The following is a 19,765-nucleotide window of genomic DNA, read 5'->3' as shown; positions in this document are numbered from 1 at the left end:
GGCTCGGTAAGCGCAATCGCGACAGTGTAGCAGCCGCTCAAGATCGAACCCGTGACCGAAGTCCGGCCTTCCAGCGTTGAACCAAAAACCGAAGCGACCTCAACGGAGCCGCGCGCCGCCGCCCGGACTTGGCTCGAGGCCGGACGGCCGATTGCCATTGCGACGGTCATTGATACTTGGGGCTCCGCGCCGGTCCGCACCGGCGGCCAGTTGGCCATTGCCGGTGTCGATGAGTTTCAAGGCTCCGTTTCCGGGGGCTGCGTTGAAGCCGACGTCATCGCAGCCGGTCTGGACGTTATCCAATCCGGCCACCCTGAAACCTTGAACTTCGGCGTCGCCGACGAAACCGCATGGCGGGCGGGTCTGGCGTGCGGCGGAAAAATTCGCGTCCACGTGGCGCGTTTCGATCCCAAATCGGATTTGGCCTTCCTCAAGAATGTGGATGCTGCAATCGCCGAACGCTCCCCGATCGTCGTCGCCACCCGCCTCGCCGACGGTAACCGGCAGATTATCGATGCGACGGCGGCGACGCAGCCGGAAGTCGCCGAAGCCCTGCGGCGTGGACGAAGCGCCCTCGATGCGACGGGTGAGACGTTCCTGCACGCCATCACACCCGCGCGGCGAGTCATTATCGTCGGCGCGACGCACATTGCGCAGCACTTGGCGTTGATGGCCACCGCGTCCGGATACGATGTCAAAGTCATCGACCCGAGAACCGCATTTACGAGCCCTGCGCGTTTTGAGCCTTCGCAGATCGTCGGCGGATGGCCGGAGGATGGCCTCGCGAAACTCGCCGCCGATCCGTTCACCGCCATCGTCACGCTGACGCACGTCGATGAGATCGATGACGAGGCGCTGACGCTGGCGCTCAAATCTCCCTGCCGCTACATCGGTTCGCTCGGCTCGCGCAAGACGCACGCCAAGCGCGTCGCGCGGCTGAAGTCCGCCGGTTTCTCCGATGCCGATATCGCGCGCATCCACGCGCCGATCGGCCTCGACATCGCCGCCGAGACGCCGGGCGAGATCGCGACATCGATCCTGGCTCAGATTATCGCGACGTTTCGCAAAGCCCCGGTGACGTGACCGTCGCGGCGATCATTCTGGCGGCCGGCCGCTCGACACGTTTTGAGGACGGCCACAAGCTTCTGGCCGAGATCGACGGCTTACCCGTCGTCCGCCGCGTCGCGTCGGCGGTCGCCCAATCTGAGGTTGGCGACATCGTCCTCGTGGTTGGCGCGAATGGACCTGAAGTCGTAAAAGCGGCAGGCCCCGGCCGTTGGCGAGCCATCGAAAACCCGAACGCGAGCGACGGCCTGTCCTCATCGCTCCGCCTCGGCCTTCAGAGTGTCGACAAAACCGCTCGCGGCGTGCTTGTCGCTCTTGGCGACATGCCGGGAATTACTACGGAACTGATAAATTCGCTGCTCACGGTATTTGCCGAAAGCGACGCCGGAGGACTCGTGTTTCCAGTCGCCGCTGATGGCCGGAAGGGCCATCCCGTGATCTGGCCGCGTGCGCTAGTTCCAGCGCTCGAAGCCGTCTCGGGCGACGCCGGGGGGAGAGCCCTCCTCGATGACTATCGCGAACTTTGGCGACCGGTTCCTTCCGCAGGTGCCGGCGCCTTCGCTGATATCGACACGCGCGCCGATCTCGAAGCGTTCCGCAAGGCAAACCCTCACACAACGCGCCGCAAGTGATTGTCGAACGCGATGTCGCGCAGCTCGACTTCCGAAATGATGCTGGCGCGCGGCGTCTCGTAGCGCACCACGCCAAAGCCGTTTGACGCCGCAAAATCTTCGACGCCTTCGGGCGCGATACCGCACACGTCTTTCAACGCGCTCTGCGAAATGACTTTGGCCGTTTGCGAGTCGACGTAAAGAATGTGCCCGGCTTTCGGTGCACTGGCCGCAATGATGCGGCCGTCGGCGCTGACGGCCATTGAGCCGATATAGCCCCTGAGATCAGGCGCACCGGAAGCGGGCGGCGCGATAAGGCGAAGTTCGCGATCACGCCCGGCACTGCCGACAATCTGCGGCGTTTCACTTGGCGCGCCTTCCCATTGCCCGCCAAACCATATGAGCCCCGCGGCGTCCTCGGTGACATGGCGAATGGAAAGCGATTTGAGGTCGCCCGTCATCGCGTGCTTGGCGATCAGCTTGCCGCTTGCCGCGTCGACCAGCGCCAACGACGGTTCCATCGAGTCGAGATTGAGATTTACACGGCCCGCATCAGGCACCGTGTCGAGCCCACCGTTGCCGACGGCCAGCGTCTTGCCGTCCGCAAGCAGCAGGATCTCATGCGGACCGACGCCATAGCTCGAGTGTTCACCGATCTTTTTGTAATTGCGCGCCACATCGTAGATGCCGATGACGCCACGCTCTCCCTCGATGTCGTTTTCGGAGGCGTAGAGCAGCCTTCCGTCGCCGGAGAATGCGCCGTGCCCGTAGTAGTGCCGGCCTTCGCTGGCCGTAAAAATGTGCGGCGGCGTCGCGCTCCGCAAATCGAATGCTACGGCGAACGTACCGGGGCGACGCGCGAATACGGCGACGCGGCCCGACAGCCGATGAATGGCGATATCGTGTCCGCGCCCCGAGAGCGGCACCTCACGCACCACCGTTCCGTCGGCGCGCAAGAGGAGGACGCAAAAGTCTCCGCCCGCGCGACGGGCAGCCGAAACGAACGCAACTTCGCTGGCGCCTGCCGCGAAGGCTCGACCCAACGGCGCCGATCCGACGAACGCAATCGTGCCGAGCAAAAAGGATCTTCGATCAATCGCCATCAAGCTCATTGAACCCCACAGTCAGCCCCGCGGCCACCGACATCTCTCCGATGACGAGTTTGCGCAGGCCGTTCATTTTGTCGAAAACTTCACGAAGCGGCGGCGCATCGTTCCTCGGCGCCCTACGCGCGCGACCGCCGACTCCATCGCTTGATTCGATGGCCCGCCATGCGCCCCCGGTCCAATTCTTGATCCAGTCTTTGTCGGGGGCCAGATAGTCCTCAAGATCGAGGGCGTCGTAAAGACTTCTGAGAGACTCGACGCTCGACGCGTAAAAGGCCTTTTGAAGTCCCGATTTTTGAAACGGCGGCACCAGCTTCACGCCCGGCTTGACTTGCGGCTTGAGTTGTAAATCCGCTGTCAACGAAAGCCCGACCAGCAAAGCTTTGACAAGCTCGCCTGCGGACTCTTCCGGACTCTTGTACGTGTCGTTGTCGGCGCCGGGATGCAGCATCTTATCTTTCCAACCACCCGGCTTTTCCCAACCGTCGGAAATCTCGTCGGCGACACTTACGATATTCGCGGCTATGGCCTCGGCAAGTTCGCACCGGTAGCGTAACGCCTCGCCCGGACCGAGCGGAAATTCCTTGTCCGTCATCAGCCCTTCGAGCGCCGAAAGCCCCTGAACAGCGACGCTCTGCTTGGCGATCGCACCCGGCTGAACGACGGCCTCATCCTTGTTGAGCAGGATGAGACGCAGCTGCCTGCCGACGAACCCGCGCGGGTCGGGCCAGAACGACAGGCGCTCGCGGCGGCCGCCCTCGAGCATCGGACCGAAACGCAGGAAATCGATTCCGGCATACGCTTTGACCACGTTGCGGAAGCGGCTTGAAAGATCTTCTTTCGCCGCCGCCGAACCTGTCCGGCACATGCTGGCGACAGCCCCCGGCAGCTGAGCGGCAGCCTCTTTCAGCGCATCGATGTGCGGAATGACGTGTTTCTCGATCGCCGCCTGAACGATGGCCGTATGACTTGGCGGTTCGGCCGCTTCGCTGACCGCCGCGTGTGCCAACAGCGCCAGAATTGATAAGGCGATTTTCGCCGTCTGCTGCAACGTCATAGTTTGCCCACGTAATCGATAAGCCGCTTCTTGTCTTCCGGCGTAAGTGCTTCGAACGAAGTGCGGCTGCGCGATGCTTCCCCGCCGTGCTTCTCGATTGCCTCCGCGATGGTCGAAGCCGAACCGTCGTGAAGATAGCGCCGCCCTGGTGGCCGCGACGTGCCTTCAATCAGCGGCGCCGTCCGCCATTCGGAGGATTTGACCCCGGGTTCACCGACGCCATCGTCGAGTGCCGCTCCCATATCGTGAACCAGCAGATCGGTAAATGCCGGTATCGGTTGACCGTCGCGCGTCGCGAGCGTCGGCGCGTGGCAGGCGGCGCAGCCCGTCTTGGCGAAAAGTGCCGTACCCGCCGGATCAGGCGCGGTCGGATCAGACCGCAGCGTTTCGAGGTAGCTCGCGACGAGGCCCAGCATCAGTCCGGAAATCTCGCGACCGTCGAACGCCGGGCTTTCCCCGTTCGCCGCCGCCAGGCACTCTGTCTGGCGGCTTGTGCAGTCTCCGTAGGGAAGCGGCTGCTTCGGACTCGAAAGGCCGATGTCGAATGCGAAGGCGTGCGCGATCTGATCTTCGAGCGTGACTTGCGCCGCCTTCCAGCCATACCGACCGATGCCGTGAGCCGTCTGGTTGGCGCGCCCCGAAATACCATCGTGATCGCGATCGTCGGGATCAGCCCGTTTCAGAATTTCTTCGTCCGGCACGCGGGCGAATGCGGCCCGGCCAAACAGCGGCGTCGCCAGTCGCGCGCCGGCGTTGACGCCTTTGTCGAGCGCCGGTCCCTCGAGCGAATATTTCAATTTGGGCAGGAAGCGAGCGCTGCCTTCGGATTTCAGTCCGGGCACCGCGTTGGTCTGCAGTTCCAGCCCGTAAAAGGGATCGGTTGAACCGTCGGCGCGGCCGAAGCGCACGACGGCCCCGGCAAGGTCTTCATATCCGTCGTCGCGTGTCACGACTCGTGCCCCCTCGCCGCGAGCGTGGCAGCTTGCGCACGAGCGCGACGTGAAAAGCGGACCCAGTCCATCGGAGCCGTTGGTCGAGGACGGCGACGGAATCCAATTGCGATCGAACAGCGCTTTACCGGCAGCCGCATCGAGAGGGTCGGCATGGAGCATATGCGGCAATGAGATCGCCAAGACGAGCGACGCGAGGGCGAGCCAAATCCGCATCGAGGATGTCATACGACGGTGATGTAGCCCATCATGCCGGCTTCCTGGTGCTCGAGGATGTGGCAGTGGAACATCCATTTTCCCGGCTCGCCTGCGACGAGGCCGACTTCGATACGCTCTTTCGGAAGCAGCAGCACGGTATCGGCGCGAAACGGCGGCAGATGGCGCCGGTTCGAATTCAATACCTCGAACGTGTGGCCGTGGATATGGATCGGATGCGAGTGTGGCGTTCGGTTTATCAGTTCGAAAATGTAACTCTGACCGGATTTGAGTACCGCCAGCGGCGGCCCGAGATTTCGGTGATCCATCGCAGGCCACGCCTGCTTGTTGATGGCCCAGAAAGTCCGGTTTGCGAGACAAAGCGAACCGATGTAAATGCCCGAAGAAGTCTGACTGAGTGCAGCGACCGCGGCACCGGTGGCCGTTGCCGAGAACTCAAACGGGATACGCTCGGCCGCGCTCACATTGACCTTCTCGTACGGCATGACTTTGAGGGGCGTTGCCGTGAATTTGCCGCTTCGCTTCGCAGGCCCTTCGGATTTGAATTCCGCCAGCACGACCGGGATCTTGGAAAAGAAATCCATCAGCCGCACCGTGCCGCCTTCGGGCGCTGTGCGCAGCAGGATGTCGAGCCGCATGGCCGGTCCCATTCGCCACGACTCGAGCGGCAGCGGATTCAATCCGTTGCCATCGACTGCAATGATTGCCGCTTCGCACCCCTCGAAGCCGATCTCGGAAATTCGCACCGGATCGACATTGTAAAACCGGATGCGGACGTCCGCCGACGACGGCACTTTGATCACCGGCTTCGTCTCGCCATTGACCGATCTGATCGTGCCGGACGTGCCGGCTTTGGCCGCGCCATCATCGGTCGAGAACGGTAGAAACGTCCCCTCGGGCGATACGCGCCAATCCTTCATCATGAGCACGTATTCGGCATCGGGCGGCGCGATTTCGTCGCCCTCGATGATCAGCGCGCCGATAAGGCCGCGGCCGAAATGCTCGGCTGAATTGCAGTGCGTGTGAAAAAAGAACGAGCCCGTGTCGGGCGGCGTGAAGTCATAGCTCCCCTCCTGGCCCGGATCGATCGGCTGCTGCGTCATGTACGGTACCCCGTCCTCCCTGTTCGGGATTCTGAGGCCGTGCCAATGGATGGAGGCGTGTTCGCCAGGCCGCGGCAAATCGTTCTTGAAGCGCGTCTTGAGGCGCTCGCCGAGTTTCATGCGAACGATCGGAAATAGTGCGCCTTCCTGAAACGTCCACAGCGGCAGCGTCTTGCCGTTGAAGCACGGCAACGCCGTCGGCCTTTCGGCGAGATCGAACGCGACACTCTTCGCCCCCGTCGCGATAGGATGGCCGATCACCTCGCGTGCGCCCGCCCTAAAGCCCGTCAGTGCAAACGACGCCGCGGTGCTACTTGAGAACACCGCGGCGCCCGCCAAAAGTTGTCGACGTGTCAGCATAAAAGCGCTTCTACCACTGATCGATCATCGAAGCAGCTTCGATGCACGGCAATGCGCAAATCACTTCGCCTTTGCGACCTCATCGGGCTTATCGAGACTGTCCGAGCCTTCGACCGTGATCTTGAGATTCAAAGCGGCAACGACTGCTTCGATGGCGCGTGCCTGCGCAACGAGTGCATCGACGCCGTCGAGAACCAGCTTGTTGCCGGCGTCGTTACCGGCCGCCAGCATCTGATCGTAGGCCATCTCGCCGGAGTCGGCCTTGTCCTTGATCGCCTTGAGCTTCGCGAGCGTCGTATTCATCGCGTCGTCGACGCGCTTGGCAGCCTCCGGCGCTTTCTCGCGTGCGAGCTCTGCGATGCTGGCGCCACCGACCTTCGTGGGTCCGTCGTACTTGCCGTTCCAGATCGCCATCATGCCGACCTGATCGTTGTAGTGGCTGTTGTGAGTGTTGTCGGAGAAGCAGTCGTGCTCTTCCTCGGGATCGTGAAGCAGCACGCCAAGCTTCATGCGCTCGCCGGCGAGTTCGCCGTACGAGAGAGAGCCAAGGCCCGTCAGAATGGTCGAGAGCTGCCCTTTGTCATCTTCCTTAGCGAGCGCCTGACGCGCCGCGCCGTCGGGCTTCCAGTTATTGACCATGGTCGTCAGATCGTCGATCAGCAGCGAGGTTGCAGCTTTCAGATAATCGCGACGGCGATCGCAATTTCCGTTCGTGCAATTCTTCAGATCATAATCGGTCGCCGGCCGCTCACCTGCGCCGGGGTTCGTGCCGTGGAGGTCTTGTCCCCAAAGAAGGAACTCGATCGCGTGATATCCGGTCCCGACGTTGGCCTCGACCTCCATCGCGCTGTTGAGTTGGGCGATGACGTCCTTGGTGATCTTGCTGGCGTCCAAAGTCTTGGCGCCGAGACGAAGCTGCTTGTTGGCGATGATGTTCGCCGCGTAGAGCGGATTTTCAGCCCTCGCGTCCCCGTAGCTCGCTTTATCGACATAGTCGATCAAACCTTCATCGAGCGGCCACGAGTTGACGTTGCCTTCCCAGTCGTCGACGATCTTATTGCCGAAGCGGTAGCCCTCGGTCTGCATGTAGGGAACGCGGGAGGCTTTCCACGCATCGCGCGCCGCCTGCAAAGTTGACGTGCTCGGAGCCGCCAGGAACGCATCGACGGCTTTATCCAGTTCTTGCGCTTTGACGAGCGCGTCTGAATACATCGCTTCCGCGACGTTGCCGTAATTCGTGATGATGTCCTTGACGGCTGGACTGGCAGCAAGCGCGACCGAATTTGCTCCTGGTGCTGCCGCAAGCAGCAAACCCGTCGCGAAGGCCAGCACAACCGCCTTTTTCGACATTGTCGTTCTCCATAGCATTTGAGTTTGGGCCGAGTGACCGCGGATGCGAGACTGTCAGCGCTATTATTTACTGCGTTGGTATACATTGGGCGGCCATGGCGCTGTCAAGAGCGGATTCGGCCTAGACCGCGGGGCCGCAGAGGGCGCCGCCCTTGCCACGCCAGCGCGAACTGTGAAACAAGCACATAATTGGTTTTTTCCGCCGCCGCCGCGCGGTTCCGGGTCAACACGCAATGCGCCTGACGAAGCAGACCGGTCACGCCATACGCATTCTGATCGACTGCGCGCTGGCGGGCGACCAGCTCGTGAAAGTGGCTGATATTTCCGAGCGTCTCGGCGTCACCAAGCAGAACGTCTTCAAGATCGTCCACATCCTTTCCCACGCGGGTTTTCTGACGGCGGTCAGGGGCCCGAGCGGCGGTGTCAGGCTTGCAAAACCTGCGGCCTCGATCAGGGTCGGCGACGTCGTCCGGGCGATCGAGGTCACGCGCGTGCAGGTTGAGGGGGCTCCCGCGGCCAAACCCGCCGAAGGGAAGGCAGGCTCGATCAATGCCATGTTCGACGATGCACTCTCCGCATTCATTTCCGTCCTCGATCAGCATTCGCTCGCTGAGCTCGCCGTGCTAGGCCGCTCGCCGATTGAAATCGTCGGTTCGAGCCCAGCGGGTGGCCGCGGCCCGAGAGTTCGCGCCAAGAACCCGGCCACACGCGGCTCGCGACGGAGCTGAACCTCTGCGGAGGTGCACCATGTCGCTCATCAGAAATGCCCTGAACGGAGAGAGCCCTGGAAGCTTTCGTGCAGGCTTCGCGGTGCTCTGCGTAGCCGCTCTCGGTGCCCTCGTGCCGATCTCGATCTATGTAGGCGAGCCACTGCGTGCTGTACTTTTTCTCGCTTGCGGACTGGTGGCCGGCGTTGCCGCAAATCTGGCATGGCGAGGCGGTATAAGGCGCGAAAACGCGAACGCCATGACCGGTATCAGCACCATCGCCGACAAAGTACTTTCATGGAAAGATATCGCGACCGCGATGCCCGATCCTGCGATCGTTCTCGATCGATCATCGGTCATTCTCAATTACAATGCCGCCGCACGTAGTCTTTTCGACCGACTGAGGACGGGACTTCCACTCGAACACGTCAACCGCGATCCGGAGCTGATAGCCGCCGTCTCGAGCGCTTTGGCAAACGGCGAGAAACGCATTGCCCATCTTGGTCCGCGCGGCGGCGCCGGCCAACGCCTCATCGCAACCGTCACGCCGTTCGGCGGCAGCGATCGTCATTCGCCCGTGGCAATCCTGATTTCAATCCATGATCAGTCCGAACAGCATCGCTTGCTTGAGATGCGTTCGGACTTCATCGCCAACGCCAGCCACGAACTACGTACGCCTCTCGCATCCGTTCGCGGCTTCATCGAAACGCTGCAAGGGCCGGCGCGCGATGACGAGGCCGCGCGAGAACGCTTCTTGGCGATCATGGCCGACCAGGCCGAACGCATGACGCGGCTGATCGATGATTTGCTTTTGCTCAGCCGTGTCGAAGAGAAGGTCAACTTGAAGCCCACCGGCCACGTCGATCTCAGCAAGGTGATCGATGACGTCGTGCGATCGCTGACACCGGCCGCGAATGAGCGGAACATGACGATCATCGTCGAACCGTCAGCTGGGCCGCTGCTCGCAATGGGTGATCGCGACGAGCTCTTTCAGGTCTTCCACAATCTCCTCGAGAACTCCGTCAAATACGGGCGAGACGAGGGCACGGTCCGTGTTTCGTCGGTCAAAAGTCGCGTGCCGCAAGAGGGCGCATTCATCGATCAGGCAACGGTTACGGTCGCCGACGATGGCCCAGGCATCGCACCCGACCATCTGCCACGGCTGACCGAACGCTTTTACCGGGTCAGCAATGAGCATAGCCGCCGCATCGGCGGCACCGGGCTTGGTCTCGCGATCGTCAAACACGTGTTGAATCGGCACGAGGGCGAATTGCAGATCAAATCGGTCGTCGGCGCCGGCACGACTTTCACTGTCACGCTTCCTGCGTGTTAAAACTGTTCAATTTCAAATACTTATATTGTCATAAATCCATAGCATCCCGCGCCTAGAAGGTCAGAGTGCGAGATGACAGTCTTGCGACGCTACGGGCGACCAGACGTTTGATGTGACTTAAGGAGACGCCCCGCTCGGGCCGGAGTGAGGCGTCACGCCACGCAATAAAAATCGCTCAATATCAATACGTTAGCGTTCATATAACCGTGACGTGAGTGGACTAGAGAGGGCTCGCCGTATGTTTAACCGGCGATCGAGCGGTGAGGCAGTTGGCCTCCGCCAAAGAAGGAGACGATGAGTGAAACAGTCCTTAGTGACTCTTTTTGCGGCGCTGGCGGTGACAACCGCTGCGACAGCGCCCGCCAAGGCGGATATTTCCGGGGCCGGGGCGACGTTCCCCTACCCCGTTTATGCGAAGTGGGCTGACACCTACAAAAAAGAGACGAACACCGGCCTCAACTATCAGTCGATTGGTTCGGGCGGCGGCATCAAGCAGATCATAGCCAACACCGTCACGTTCGGCGCTTCGGACAAGCCCCTGTCGGGCGCGGAACTCGAGAAGAACGGCCTCGTCCAGTTTCCGACAGTCATGGGCGGCATCGTTCCTGTCGTGAACCTCGATGGCATTACGCCGGGTCAAATCGTGCTCGACGGCCAGACGATTGCGAAAATCTATCTCGGCGAAATCACCGCCTGGAACGACGCAGCAATTCAGAAACTCAATCCGCAGCTGAAACTGCCTTCCGACGCCATCGCCGTCGTCTACCGGTCGGACGGATCGGGCACGACGTTCGTCTGGACGAACTATCTCTCGAAGGTCAGCGCCGACTTCAAAACGAAGATCGGTTCAAACACCTCCGTGCAGTTCCCGGCAGGCATCGGCGCCAAGGGTAATGAAGGCGTCGCCAACAACGTGATGCAGACGAAGGGCGCCATCGGCTACGTCGAGTACGCCTACGCCAAGCAGAACAAGCTCTCCTACACGCAGATGATCAACAAGGACGGCAAGACCGTTGCGCCCGTCAAGGAAGCGTTCCAGGCCGCTGCAGCAAACGCCGATTGGGCGTCTGCTCCCGGAATGGGCGTCATTCTGACGGACGAGCCAGGCGCTGCGTCGTGGCCGATCACCAACCCGACGTTCATTCTGATGCACAAGAAGGCGACAGACGCCGTTGCCGCGAAGGAAGCCCTGAAGTTCTTCGATTGGGCTTACACGAACGGCGACAAAATGGCCGAGGAGCTGGACTATGTTCCGCTTCCCGACAGCGTCGTGACCGAGGTCAAGAAGAACTGGGTTGAAATCACCGGCAATGACAACAAGCCGCTTTTCGCTCAGAAGTAATGTACGAGCGAGGAGGCACCCCTCCCGGGTGTCTCCTCGTTATCTAACCGCACGCGATCAAGTTGGTTTCGCGATTGGGAGCCTGGACGTTGACAGATTTCTTGGCTGATTTACGCCCTGAACCGGCACCGAACCCCGCCGCAAGGCACATCGTCATGGAAGCGCTTCGGCGCGGCGACCGGATTTTCCGCTCCCTCACGCAGGCATCCGCGTTTCTCGTTCTGGCTCTACTCGGAGCCATTTTCTTCTCACTCATCGCCGGTGGTTTCGAGGCCTTCAAGACGTTCGGTTTCAGCTTCATCACGACGGAAGTCTGGAATCCTGTCACGGAACAATTCGGCGCGCTGGCGCCCATCTACGGTACGATCATAACCTCAGCGATTGCCATGCTGATCGCCGTGCCTATCAGCATCGGCATCGCGGTATTTCTAACGGAACTCTGCCCGATGGCGCTGCGCCGCCCGATCGGCATCGCCATCGAACTTCTCGCCGGCATACCAAGTATCATTTATGGCATCTGGGGACTGTTCATCTTCGCGCCCTTCATGCAGCAATACGTGCAGCCGGCGCTGATCTCGATGTTCAAACCCGTTCCGGTTTTGAACAACCTGTTCGCCGGACCGCCATACGGCATCGGCATCCTGACCTCCGCCTTCATTCTGGCGATGATGGTGCTGCCATTCGTGACCGCCGTCTGCCGCGACGTGTTCGAAACGGTTCCGCCGGTATTGAAGGAAGCGGCCTACGGCATGGGTTGCACGACGCGCGAAGTCGTCCGCACCGTCGTCATCCCATATACTCGCGTCGGCATCGTCGGCGGCGTCATGCTCGGTCTTGGCCGGGCACTCGGCGAAACGATGGCCGTGACGTTCGTCATCGGCAACGCGCATCGAATTTCGGCGTCGATCATGGCGCCTGGAACGACGATTTCGGCGACGATCGCCAATGAATTCACCGAAGCGGTCGGCGATCTTTACACATCGTCTTTGATCGCCTTGGGACTGATCCTCTTCTTCATCACCTTCATCGTTCTTGGGCTGGCGCAGCTGATGCTGATGCGGCTCGAAAAGAAAGCGGGAACCTGACATGGCGCTCGATCGCGCACGCTATCAGCGACGCAGAACCGCAAGCGCAATAACGATCGGATTGTGCTGGGCAGCGGCGGCACTTGGCCTCGCCATCCTTGCCGCGATCCTGGCGACTCTGATGATCAAGGGTATCGCGGGCCTCACGCCGAAGGTATTCACAGAAATGACGCCGCCGCCCGGCAGCGACGGCGGCCTTCTGAACGCCATTGCAGGCAGTCTCGTGATGACGGCCATCGGCGTCATTATCGGTACGCCAGTCGGCATTCTCGCCGGCACATATATGGCCGAGTACGGACGCTATAACAAAGTCACGTCCGTCATCCGCTTCATCAACGACATTCTGCTGAGCGCACCGTCCATCGTGACGGGCCTGTTCGTCTACGAGCTGATGGTCCGCCCGATGGGGCACTTTTCCGCCCTTGCCGGATCGGCGGCACTCGCCGTTCTCGTCATCCCGACGGTCGTCAGAACGACGGAGAATATGCTCCTGCTGGTTCCCAACACGCTTCGCGAAGCGTCGTCGGCTCTTGGGCTGCCGCGCTCACTCATCATTCGCAAAGTGGCCTACAAGGCGGCGCGCGCCGGCATGCTGACCGGAATTCTATTGGCCATAGCGCGCGTCAGCGGCGAAACGGCACCGCTGCTCTTCACGTCTCTCAACAATCAATTCTGGAGCAGCGATCTCAATGCTCCAATGGCCAGTTTGCCGGTCGTTATATTCCAATACGCTTTAAGCCCGTACGAAGATTGGCAGCGCCTCGCCTGGGCCGGTGCGCTGATGATTACAGTGGCCGTGCTCACACTCAGTATCGTCGCACGTTGGTTGAGCTCATCGAGGACGTCGCAATGAACCTTATGGCCAAAGAGCTGGATTCAGCCCTTACCGAAAAAATCTCGGTCCGAGATCTGAATTTCTATTACGGGTCGACGCTAGCTCTGAAGAATATCACGCTGCCCCTATATGAGCGGGAGGTGACCTCCTTTATCGGGCCTTCCGGCTGCGGAAAGTCCACCCTGCTCCGAGTGATGAATCGGATGTACGATCTCTATCCGAACCAGCGGGCCGAGGGAGAGGTGCTGCTGGATGGCGAAAACCTCTTGAGCCCCAAGCAGGACCTGAACCTGCTTCGGTCGCGCGTTGGCATGGTCTTCCAAAAGCCGACGCCGTTCCCGATGACGATCTATGAAAATATCGCCTTCGGGCTCCGCCTTTATGAGCGATTGCCGAAATCCGAAACCGATGCGCGCGTCGAAACCGCGCTTCAAAAGGCTGCGCTGTGGGCAGAGGTAAAGGACAAGCTTCACACCAGCGGCCTAAGCCTGTCCGGCGGTCAGCAACAACGCCTCTGCATCGCGCGAACGATTGCGATCCGCCCCGAGGTGATCCTATTCGATGAGCCGTGCTCGGCGCTTGATCCCATTTCAACGGCCAGGATCGAAGCGACGATTGATGAGCTGAAAAACGAGTTCACGATCGCCATTGTGACTCACAATATGCAGCAAGCCGCCCGCGTCTCGCAGCACACGGCATTCATGTATCTCGGAGAGTTGGTCGAGTTCGGCGATACCAAGATAATATTCATGAATCCATCCGACCGCCGCACCCAAGACTACATCACAGGCCGCTTCGGCTAACCGCATTTTATTGCGGAACCATCTGAGGACTTCAGCATGAACGAGCATACAGTCAAATCATACGAAGACGAGTTCAAGCTCCTCGATCGCCGCATCGCGCAGATGGGCGGCTATGCCGAAAAACTTCTCGTGCAGGCGATGAACGCGCTTGAACGCCGCGATCCGAAGCTGGCGGAGAACGCCGTCGCAAGCGACGAAATGATCGATCAGCTCGAGCGCGATCTGCAGGAACAGGTTATCGTCATGATCGCCAAGCGGCAGCCGCTCGCCAACGATCTCCGCCACATCATGACGGTGCTGAAGATTGCCGGCGATCTCGAACGCATCGGCGATCTTGCGAAAAACATCGCCAAGCGGGCGCTGGCCGTTGCCGGCGAAAGCTGGCCGAAGCCATTGATGACTGGCATGCGCCACATGACGGAAATGGTGCAAACCCAGCTCAAGGACGTCCTTGACGCCTTGGCCTCGCTCGATCCCGAAAAGGCGATGAAAGTCTGGCGTAGCGATCAGCAGGTCGACGCGATGTACAATTCATTGTTCCGCGAACTTCTGACCTACATGATGGAAGATCCGCGCAACATTGGCCTATGCACGCACTTCCTTTTCGGCGCCAAGAACATTGAACGCATCGGCGACCACACGACGAATATTGCGGAGAATGTCTATTACCTCGTCCACGGCGTTCCGATTGCCGACGACCGGCCGAAGGGCGACAGGACGTCGTCGACCCTCATCACGCCGGGTCAGTGAGTAGGACAAATTTAAAAGGAATTTAGGACGGACATCATGCCCGCCAAGATCATCGTCGTCGAGGACGAAGCGCCTCTCGCTGAACTTCTGAAATATAATCTGCAGTCGGAAGGCTACGACGTCGTGCATGCAGCCGACGGCGAAGACGCCGAGCTGCTTTTGTCGGAGCAGAGCTTCGATCTGGCCATTCTCGACTGGATGATTCCGAAGATATCCGGCATCGAGCTTTGCCGGCGCGTGCGTAATCGCACGGAAACCCAAAGTCTACCTATCATCCTGCTGACCGCACGTGGCGAAGAGACCGATCGTGTGCGCGGACTGACGACCGGCGCCGATGACTACGTTACCAAGCCCTTTTCAGTGCAGGAGCTGATGGCGCGGATCAAAGCTCTTCTCCGGCGCACAGCCCCCGAGCGCATGAGCGACATTCTTATTTCCGGCGAGATCACGATGGATCGCAGCGCCCATAAGGTCACGCGCGGCTCCCGCGAAGTGCGCCTAGGACCGACCGAATACAAAATGCTCGAAGTCTTCATGGAGAGCCAGCGGCGCGTTCTCTCGCGTAGCCAGCTTCTCGACCGCGTCTGGGGCCAATCCTCGGAAGTCGACGAGCGAACCGTCGATGTTCACATCGGCCGCTTGAGAAAATCGCTGATCCGCGGCAACGACAGCGATCCGATCCGCACCGTGCGCGGCGCCGGATATGTCTTTGATGGCCGGGAAGCCGAAGCCCCCGCCTGACGCGCCGGCGAACCCCGCGATAGTCTCAGAACCGCCGGTTCGATGCGGCGGCTTCGCCGTCCCAATGTCGCCACGTTCCGCGCGCGTGCGTAGCGTCGACGTCGACGAATCTCGTCTATTGTCCTTGGCAGAAATCTTGAGGTCGTGACGTGTCGCTCAAAGCAAAATTTTACGGCGCAGCACTGATCCTGATCGCAACCTTGACTGCCGCGGCGCCAGCATTTGCGCATCCGCACGTCTGGGTAACGTACAAGTTGACCGTCGATTACGACAAAGGCGCAGTGACCGGCGTCAACCACGTCTGGAGCTTCGATGATGCCTATACTGCGATGGCGCTCGAGGGCCTCGATAAGAACAACGACGGAAAATACGATCAGGCCGAACTGGCCGAACTCCTGAAGGTCAACATGGATGGCCTGACGGATTTCAACTATTTCACCGTTGCCAAGCTTGGCAGCACCGAGTTGGCCTTTTCGAAACCAACCGAAGCCCATCTCGAGTACGCGAACGGCATACTGCGGCTCTATTTCCGTTTGCCGCTCGCAAAGCCTGTTCTTGCCGATGCTGACGGCCTGAACTTCTCAGTCTTTGATCCGTCGTACTTCATCGACTTCGAGCCCGAAAAAACCGACGCCGTAAAGCTGGCGGACGCACCGCAGGGCTGCACCGCCACGATCATCGATCCTGACGCGGAAAAAAATGACGCCGAGGCAAAGCGCTTGGGTGACGCCATGGCCCAGCAATTCGGCGCCGCGTCGGTCGGCTTTGGGTCTTACAAAACCATTGCGGTCGGCTGCAAGAAATCCTGACAGCGGCGATGGCGTTGCAAAGTTAGTCATTCCGCCGTCCGTCTCATTCCGAAGCGCCGATTAACCAGCGATTCAGATCTTCAGCCACGCGAACGCGGCTTCGATTTAAATTATCGAGCCGGCTCCTTGCGGGCCTTGAGGACATTTGTTCATGCGCAGCACACTTCTCGCGTTGCTTTTCGCACTGACCATGCTCGTACCGGCTCGCTCCTCGCGGGCGGGCCTTGACCTCGAGACCGGTGCGCTGCCGAACGGAAGCCTAGAACTCATCGTCATCGAAGCCGACGGTTGCATCTACTGCAGGCTTTTCCGGCGCGACGTGCTGCCGTCCTACGCGGTTTCCGACCAGGGAAAGCAGATGCCGGCGCGCTTCGTGGATGTTAACGACACGGACAAGGCGCGCCTCGATCTCAAAACGCCGGTCGATATTGTGCCGACGTTCATCGTCGTCAAATCCCGTCAAGAAGTCGGGCGCATCTCCGGGTACATGGGGCCCGAAGATTTCTTTCACTCCATTAGTTACTTACTCGCCTCCGCACCGTAATGGCCGAGACGCGGTTTAAACACTCGCAACGTTAACGTCCAAGCGCGGCGCTCCAGACCGTACCGGGGCGAATTCCGCTCGATTTTTTCCGTAGTCGCACTAACCTCGCGGTGCCTCGACACTCCATCCCCCAGGAGAGTTCCCATGAGCGTTAATTATGCCGACGACATCAAGCGCTATCAGCCGAACGTCAACGACAAGGCCGTTGCGGCCATCGTCAAGCATCTCGGCATCGCTCTGCAAAGCCCTGATGCGTCGCTTGTCTCGTGCTCAAGCAAGGACGAACTTGCGCGCGTTCGCGATAACTGGCTGAAAAAGAAGCTGGCGCTGTCGGACGACGACGCCAAGCTCGACAAAGCCATCAGCGACGTGTGCGCCACGATGAAAGGCGACACGCGAAAGAGCCGCGTGACGTTCTATTATCTGATTGCCGAGAAATTCGGAAAGCTCGCAAGCCTGGGCGGATGAGATACGGCCCGCAGGGAGAGCAGCAAACCTGGCTCTCCCTCCAGAATGACGGGACCGCCCGTCAGACTTCAGCGTTGCAGCGCCCCGCGAAGCGCCTGACGCTCCTAGGCGGCGGCGGCTTTGGCAGGGCCCGCTGTTTCCGCGATGTAGCTCATCGCTGCAGCGACGCCGCCCTTTTTATGGGGAACGCCGGCAAGCTCGAAGCCCATTTCGACACCTGTCAACGCGCCGAGGATCGTCAGCTCGTTGGTGTCGCCAAGATGCCCGATGCGAAATGCTTTACCCGCGATCCTGTTCAAGCCTGTGCCGAGCGACATATTGAAATTATCGAGAACGATCTTGCGGAACGCATCGGCGTTGTGACCTTCCGGCATGAGCACGGTCGTCACCGCCGGCGAATAATATTTGCCATCGCGGCATTGGGTGTCGAGACCCCACGCCTTCACGGCGCGCCGTGTCGCCTCGGCCAGCCGTTCGTGACGCGCGAAGACGTTCTCGAGACCCTCTTCGTTGATCATGTCGATGGATTCGGCGAGACCATAAAGCAGCCCCGTCGCCGGCGTGTAGGGGAAGAAGCCGTTCGAGTTATTCGCCAGCATATCGTCCCACGAAAAGTACGAGCGCCTCAGTCCGGCGGTCTTCGAGGCTTCGAGCGCCTTAGCGCTGATGGCCGTAAAGGACAGGCCCGGCGGCAGCATCATGCCCTTCTGCGAACCGGCAACGGTGACGTCGATGCCCCATTCGTCATGGCGAAGATCGGCGCACGCGAGCCCGGAAATCGTATCGGTCATCAGCAGCGCCGGATGATGCGCCGCATCCATCGCCTTGCGGATTTCATCGAGCCGCGTAAGGCAGCCCGTCGACGTCTCGTTATGAACGACGCAGACCGCCTTGATCTCGTGCGATTTGTCAGCCCGGAGCTTGCGTTCGATCAGGTTGGCGTCGGCGCCGATGCGCCAGTCCGTCGGAATGACGTCCGGCTTGAGGCCGAGCTTCGTCGCCATCGCGGCCCAAAGGACCGCAAACTGCCCCGTCTCGCACATCAACACCTTGTCGCCGGGAGACAGAGTGTTCGTCAGTCCCGCTTCCCACGCACCCGTTCCGGACGAAGGATAGATGATGACGTGGCCCTGCGTTTTGAAAATAGTCTTGATGCCACTCAGCACACGCCGGCCAAGCTGCTGGAATTCGAGCCCGCGGTGGTCGAGGATCTGGCGCGACATGGACGCCAGGATACGCTCCGGCACAGGTGTCGGCCCCGGTATTTGCAAAAAGTGTCGACCAGGGCGGCGAGGCTCGTTCGTCATTATTGTCCTCAAGGGTCTTTTTTGTGTGGTCCCGTCGCGTGTCCTAGTACCCTACGACGCCGGATACAATTGGGAGAAGGTCTGATTTGACGCGAAGCCGGGGGCTTTTTGTCTCGGTGGCCATAATGGACAGCATTTCGCTGCACGTGACTGGCCTCAGAGCCAGCCTCCCGCGCCTACCTTGAAACTTTGCATCGTGTAGCGCATCAAACAGCCAACCGGTCGAAGCTTAATCCGGCGAGGTCAAACGCATGATCAAAAACGACCTAGAGCAGCTGACAGCCTCCGAAGCGCGCGTCGAATTGGCATCAGGCCGGCTGACCTCGCAATCCCTAGTCGCCGCGTGCCTTGCAAGGATAGCCGATCGCGACCAGGCCGTCGCAGCATGGGCTCACATCGACGCCGATCGCGCACTCGCCGCTGCACGCGCCAGCGATGCGCTGCGCTCAAGTGGCAAATCCATGCCGGCTTTGAGCGGTATCCCAGTCGGCATCAAAGACATCATAGACACCAGCGATTATCCGACCGAACTCGGATCGGTGGTCTTTGCCGGACGCCGGCCCAGCGCCGACGCTTTCATCGTTAGCGAACTGAGAGCTGCCGGCGCCATCATACTGGGCAAAACGGTGACGACGGAACTGGCTTTCTTCGGACCCGGAAAGACGCGCAATCCACGCCACCCCGAACACACGCCGGGCGGATCGTCATCGGGATCGGCCGCCGCCGTTGCCGACTCTCAGGTGCCGCTCGCCGTCGGAACGCAGACGGCAGGATCGATCATCAGGCCGGCCTCTTATTGTGGCGTGATCGGCTTCAAACCAACGTTTGGCTTTGCGTCTCGTTCGGGCGTGTTGTCCCAATCCGCACCGCTCGACACGATCGGCGGCTATGCGCGCTCCGTCGAGGACATCGCCCTCCTCTTCGACGCCATCGGTGGCTTCGACATTTCCGACCGCGATATGCTGGCGGGTCCGAGACCGTCGCTCGTCTCGGCGCTGCGCGAACCGCAACAACATGTGCCGCGCTTCGCATTCGTCAGGTCGCCGGCGTGGGCAAACGCCGACCGCGACATGAGGGCCGCGTTCGAAGCCTTTGCCAATGGCTTCGGCGCCCATGCCGAGGTCGTGGAAACGCCGCTTCCTTCCGATTTCGACGGCAGCCTTCGCCTGCAGGAAATCGTGCAATTTTCAGATATTGCGCGCAACTACGGCCCAATCGCCGAC

At 60.5% G+C, this 19,765-nt stretch carries 20 protein-coding genes; 14 read left to right on the top strand and 6 right to left on the bottom strand.

What is annotated here, in order from left to right; genetic code table 11:
- Positions 1-51: 51 nt before the first annotated feature.
- Together VN623_RS03965 and VN623_RS03960 are read left to right on the top strand one after the other, a co-directional pair.
- On the top strand, positions 52-1,083 hold the full coding sequence (locus VN623_RS03965; protein ID WP_325568347.1) for an XdhC family protein: 1,032 nt from the start codon (positions 52-54) through the stop codon (positions 1,081-1,083).
- Complete coding sequence (locus VN623_RS03960; RefSeq protein ID WP_325568345.1) at positions 1,080-1,697, top strand: nucleotidyltransferase family protein; 618 nt, start codon at positions 1,080-1,082, stop codon at positions 1,695-1,697. The genes VN623_RS03965 and VN623_RS03960 overlap by 4 nt, the downstream gene beginning before the upstream one ends.
- Here the strand turns inward: VN623_RS03960 and VN623_RS03955 are convergent.
- The 5 genes from VN623_RS03955 to VN623_RS03935 are packed head-to-tail and all read right to left on the bottom strand — an operon-like array spanning position 1,676 to position 7,818.
- Positions 1,676-2,779 carry a DUF1513 domain-containing protein gene (locus VN623_RS03955; protein ID WP_325568342.1) on the bottom strand — a complete coding sequence of 368 codons (1,104 nt, stop codon included), beginning with the start codon at positions 2,777-2,779 and terminating at the stop codon, positions 1,676-1,678. The two genes, VN623_RS03960 and VN623_RS03955, sit on opposite strands and share 22 nt — an antisense overlap.
- Positions 2,769-3,839, bottom strand: a complete 1,071-nt coding sequence (locus tag VN623_RS03950; protein WP_325568340.1) for an imelysin family protein — start codon at positions 3,837-3,839, stop codon at positions 2,769-2,771. The genes VN623_RS03955 and VN623_RS03950 overlap by 11 nt, the downstream gene beginning before the upstream one ends.
- Positions 3,836-5,005 (bottom strand): di-heme oxidoredictase family protein, encoded by a 1,170-nt coding sequence (locus tag VN623_RS03945; protein WP_325568338.1) that lies wholly within the window; start codon positions 5,003-5,005, stop codon positions 3,836-3,838. The genes VN623_RS03950 and VN623_RS03945 overlap by 4 nt, the downstream gene beginning before the upstream one ends.
- A gap of 8 nt (positions 5,006-5,013) precedes the next feature.
- Entirely contained in the window at positions 5,014-6,468 is a 1,455-nt protein-coding gene (locus tag VN623_RS03940; protein ID WP_325568335.1) for a multicopper oxidase family protein, read from the bottom strand.
- A gap of 60 nt (positions 6,469-6,528) precedes the next feature.
- A complete protein-coding gene (locus VN623_RS03935) occupies positions 6,529-7,818 on the bottom strand; it encodes an imelysin family protein (protein ID WP_325568333.1) in 1,290 nt (429 codons plus the stop codon).
- Between the two features lie 233 nt (positions 7,819-8,051).
- Between VN623_RS03935 and VN623_RS03930 the strand changes: the two genes are divergently transcribed.
- The 11 genes from VN623_RS03930 to VN623_RS03880 all read left to right on the top strand — a co-directional run bounded on the left by VN623_RS03930 (position 8,052) and on the right by VN623_RS03880 (position 17,235).
- Positions 8,052-8,546 (top strand): Rrf2 family transcriptional regulator, encoded by a 495-nt coding sequence (locus tag VN623_RS03930; RefSeq protein ID WP_325568331.1) that lies wholly within the window; start codon positions 8,052-8,054, stop codon positions 8,544-8,546.
- A 19-nt stretch (positions 8,547-8,565) separates the two neighbouring features.
- On the top strand, positions 8,566-9,858 hold the full coding sequence (locus VN623_RS03925) for an ATP-binding protein (protein ID WP_325568329.1): 1,293 nt from the start codon (positions 8,566-8,568) through the stop codon (positions 9,856-9,858).
- Between the two features lie 298 nt (positions 9,859-10,156).
- Complete coding sequence (gene pstS / locus VN623_RS03920) at positions 10,157-11,200, top strand: phosphate ABC transporter substrate-binding protein PstS (RefSeq protein ID WP_414653160.1); 1,044 nt, start codon at positions 10,157-10,159, stop codon at positions 11,198-11,200.
- 155 nt (positions 11,201-11,355) lie between these two features.
- Positions 11,356-12,285 (top strand): phosphate ABC transporter permease subunit PstC, encoded by a 930-nt coding sequence (pstC, locus tag VN623_RS03915; protein ID WP_325568377.1) that lies wholly within the window; start codon positions 11,356-11,358, stop codon positions 12,283-12,285.
- A 1-nt stretch (position 12,286) separates the two neighbouring features.
- Complete coding sequence (pstA, locus tag VN623_RS03910) at positions 12,287-13,138, top strand: phosphate ABC transporter permease PstA (RefSeq protein WP_325568327.1); 852 nt, start codon at positions 12,287-12,289, stop codon at positions 13,136-13,138.
- Positions 13,135-13,923: a phosphate ABC transporter ATP-binding protein PstB gene (pstB, locus tag VN623_RS03905; protein ID WP_325568325.1), complete on the top strand. Its 789-nt coding sequence runs from the start codon at positions 13,135-13,137 to the stop codon at positions 13,921-13,923. The genes pstA and pstB overlap by 4 nt, the downstream gene beginning before the upstream one ends.
- Positions 13,924-13,959: 36 nt before the next feature.
- Positions 13,960-14,673 carry a phosphate signaling complex protein PhoU gene (gene phoU / locus VN623_RS03900; protein WP_325568323.1) on the top strand — a complete coding sequence of 238 codons (714 nt, stop codon included), beginning with the start codon at positions 13,960-13,962 and terminating at the stop codon, positions 14,671-14,673.
- A gap of 36 nt (positions 14,674-14,709) precedes the next feature.
- Entirely contained in the window at positions 14,710-15,414 is a 705-nt protein-coding gene (gene phoB, locus VN623_RS03895) for a phosphate regulon transcriptional regulator PhoB (protein ID WP_325568320.1), read from the top strand.
- Positions 15,415-15,563: 149 nt separating this feature from the next.
- Positions 15,564-16,223 (top strand): DUF1007 family protein, encoded by a 660-nt coding sequence (locus VN623_RS03890; RefSeq protein WP_325568318.1) that lies wholly within the window; start codon positions 15,564-15,566, stop codon positions 16,221-16,223.
- 151 nt (positions 16,224-16,374) lie between these two features.
- Entirely contained in the window at positions 16,375-16,767 is a 393-nt protein-coding gene (locus VN623_RS03885) for a thioredoxin fold domain-containing protein (protein ID WP_325568316.1), read from the top strand.
- A gap of 144 nt (positions 16,768-16,911) precedes the next feature.
- On the top strand, positions 16,912-17,235 hold the full coding sequence (locus VN623_RS03880; protein WP_325568314.1) for a DUF2853 family protein: 324 nt from the start codon (positions 16,912-16,914) through the stop codon (positions 17,233-17,235).
- Between the two features lie 104 nt (positions 17,236-17,339).
- On the opposite strand, the gene VN623_RS03875 is transcribed toward VN623_RS03880, so the two are convergent.
- Positions 17,340-18,542, bottom strand: coding sequence for a pyridoxal-phosphate-dependent aminotransferase family protein (locus VN623_RS03875; RefSeq protein ID WP_325568312.1), 1,203 nt, complete (start codon positions 18,540-18,542; stop codon positions 17,340-17,342).
- A 251-nt stretch (positions 18,543-18,793) separates the two neighbouring features.
- On the opposite strand from VN623_RS03875, the gene VN623_RS03870 reads away from it, so the two are divergent.
- Positions 18,794-19,765, top strand: a 972-nt coding sequence (locus VN623_RS03870) for an amidase (protein WP_325568310.1), incomplete at its 3' end; no start/stop codon positions are given.

The organism is Hyphomicrobium sp., from assembly GCF_035572195.1.
Classification (GTDB): Bacteria; Pseudomonadota; Alphaproteobacteria; order Rhizobiales; family Hyphomicrobiaceae; genus Hyphomicrobium_B.
Note: the sequence above shows the minus strand (reverse complement) of the source record. Positions and strands in the feature narration are given on the sequence as shown.

Coding starts and splice junctions, on each gene's coding strand:
- VN623_RS03940 (WP_325568335.1), bottom strand. CDS start 6,468: ATGCTGACACGTCGACAACTTTTGGCGGGCGCCGCGGTGTTCTCAAGT.
- VN623_RS03955 (WP_325568342.1), bottom strand. CDS start 2,779: ATGGCGATTGATCGAAGATCCTTTTTGCTCGGCACGATTGCGTTCGTC.
- phoB (WP_325568320.1), top strand. CDS start 14,710: ATGCCCGCCAAGATCATCGTCGTCGAGGACGAAGCGCCTCTCGCTGAA.
- VN623_RS03945 (WP_325568338.1), bottom strand. CDS start 5,005: ATGCGGATTTGGCTCGCCCTCGCGTCGCTCGTCTTGGCGATCTCATTG.
- VN623_RS03925 (WP_325568329.1), top strand. CDS start 8,566: ATGTCGCTCATCAGAAATGCCCTGAACGGAGAGAGCCCTGGAAGCTTT.
- pstA (WP_325568327.1), top strand. CDS start 12,287: ATGGCGCTCGATCGCGCACGCTATCAGCGACGCAGAACCGCAAGCGCA.
- VN623_RS03885 (WP_325568316.1), top strand. CDS start 16,375: ATGCGCAGCACACTTCTCGCGTTGCTTTTCGCACTGACCATGCTCGTA.
- VN623_RS03875 (WP_325568312.1), bottom strand. CDS start 18,542: ATGACGAACGAGCCTCGCCGCCCTGGTCGACACTTTTTGCAAATACCG.
- phoU (WP_325568323.1), top strand. CDS start 13,960: ATGAACGAGCATACAGTCAAATCATACGAAGACGAGTTCAAGCTCCTC.
- VN623_RS03930 (WP_325568331.1), top strand. CDS start 8,052: ATGCGCCTGACGAAGCAGACCGGTCACGCCATACGCATTCTGATCGAC.
- pstC (WP_325568377.1), top strand. CDS start 11,356: ATGGAAGCGCTTCGGCGCGGCGACCGGATTTTCCGCTCCCTCACGCAG.
- VN623_RS03950 (WP_325568340.1), bottom strand. CDS start 3,839: ATGACGTTGCAGCAGACGGCGAAAATCGCCTTATCAATTCTGGCGCTG.
- pstB (WP_325568325.1), top strand. CDS start 13,135: ATGAACCTTATGGCCAAAGAGCTGGATTCAGCCCTTACCGAAAAAATC.
- VN623_RS03880 (WP_325568314.1), top strand. CDS start 16,912: ATGAGCGTTAATTATGCCGACGACATCAAGCGCTATCAGCCGAACGTC.
- VN623_RS03935 (WP_325568333.1), bottom strand. CDS start 7,818: ATGTCGAAAAAGGCGGTTGTGCTGGCCTTCGCGACGGGTTTGCTGCTT.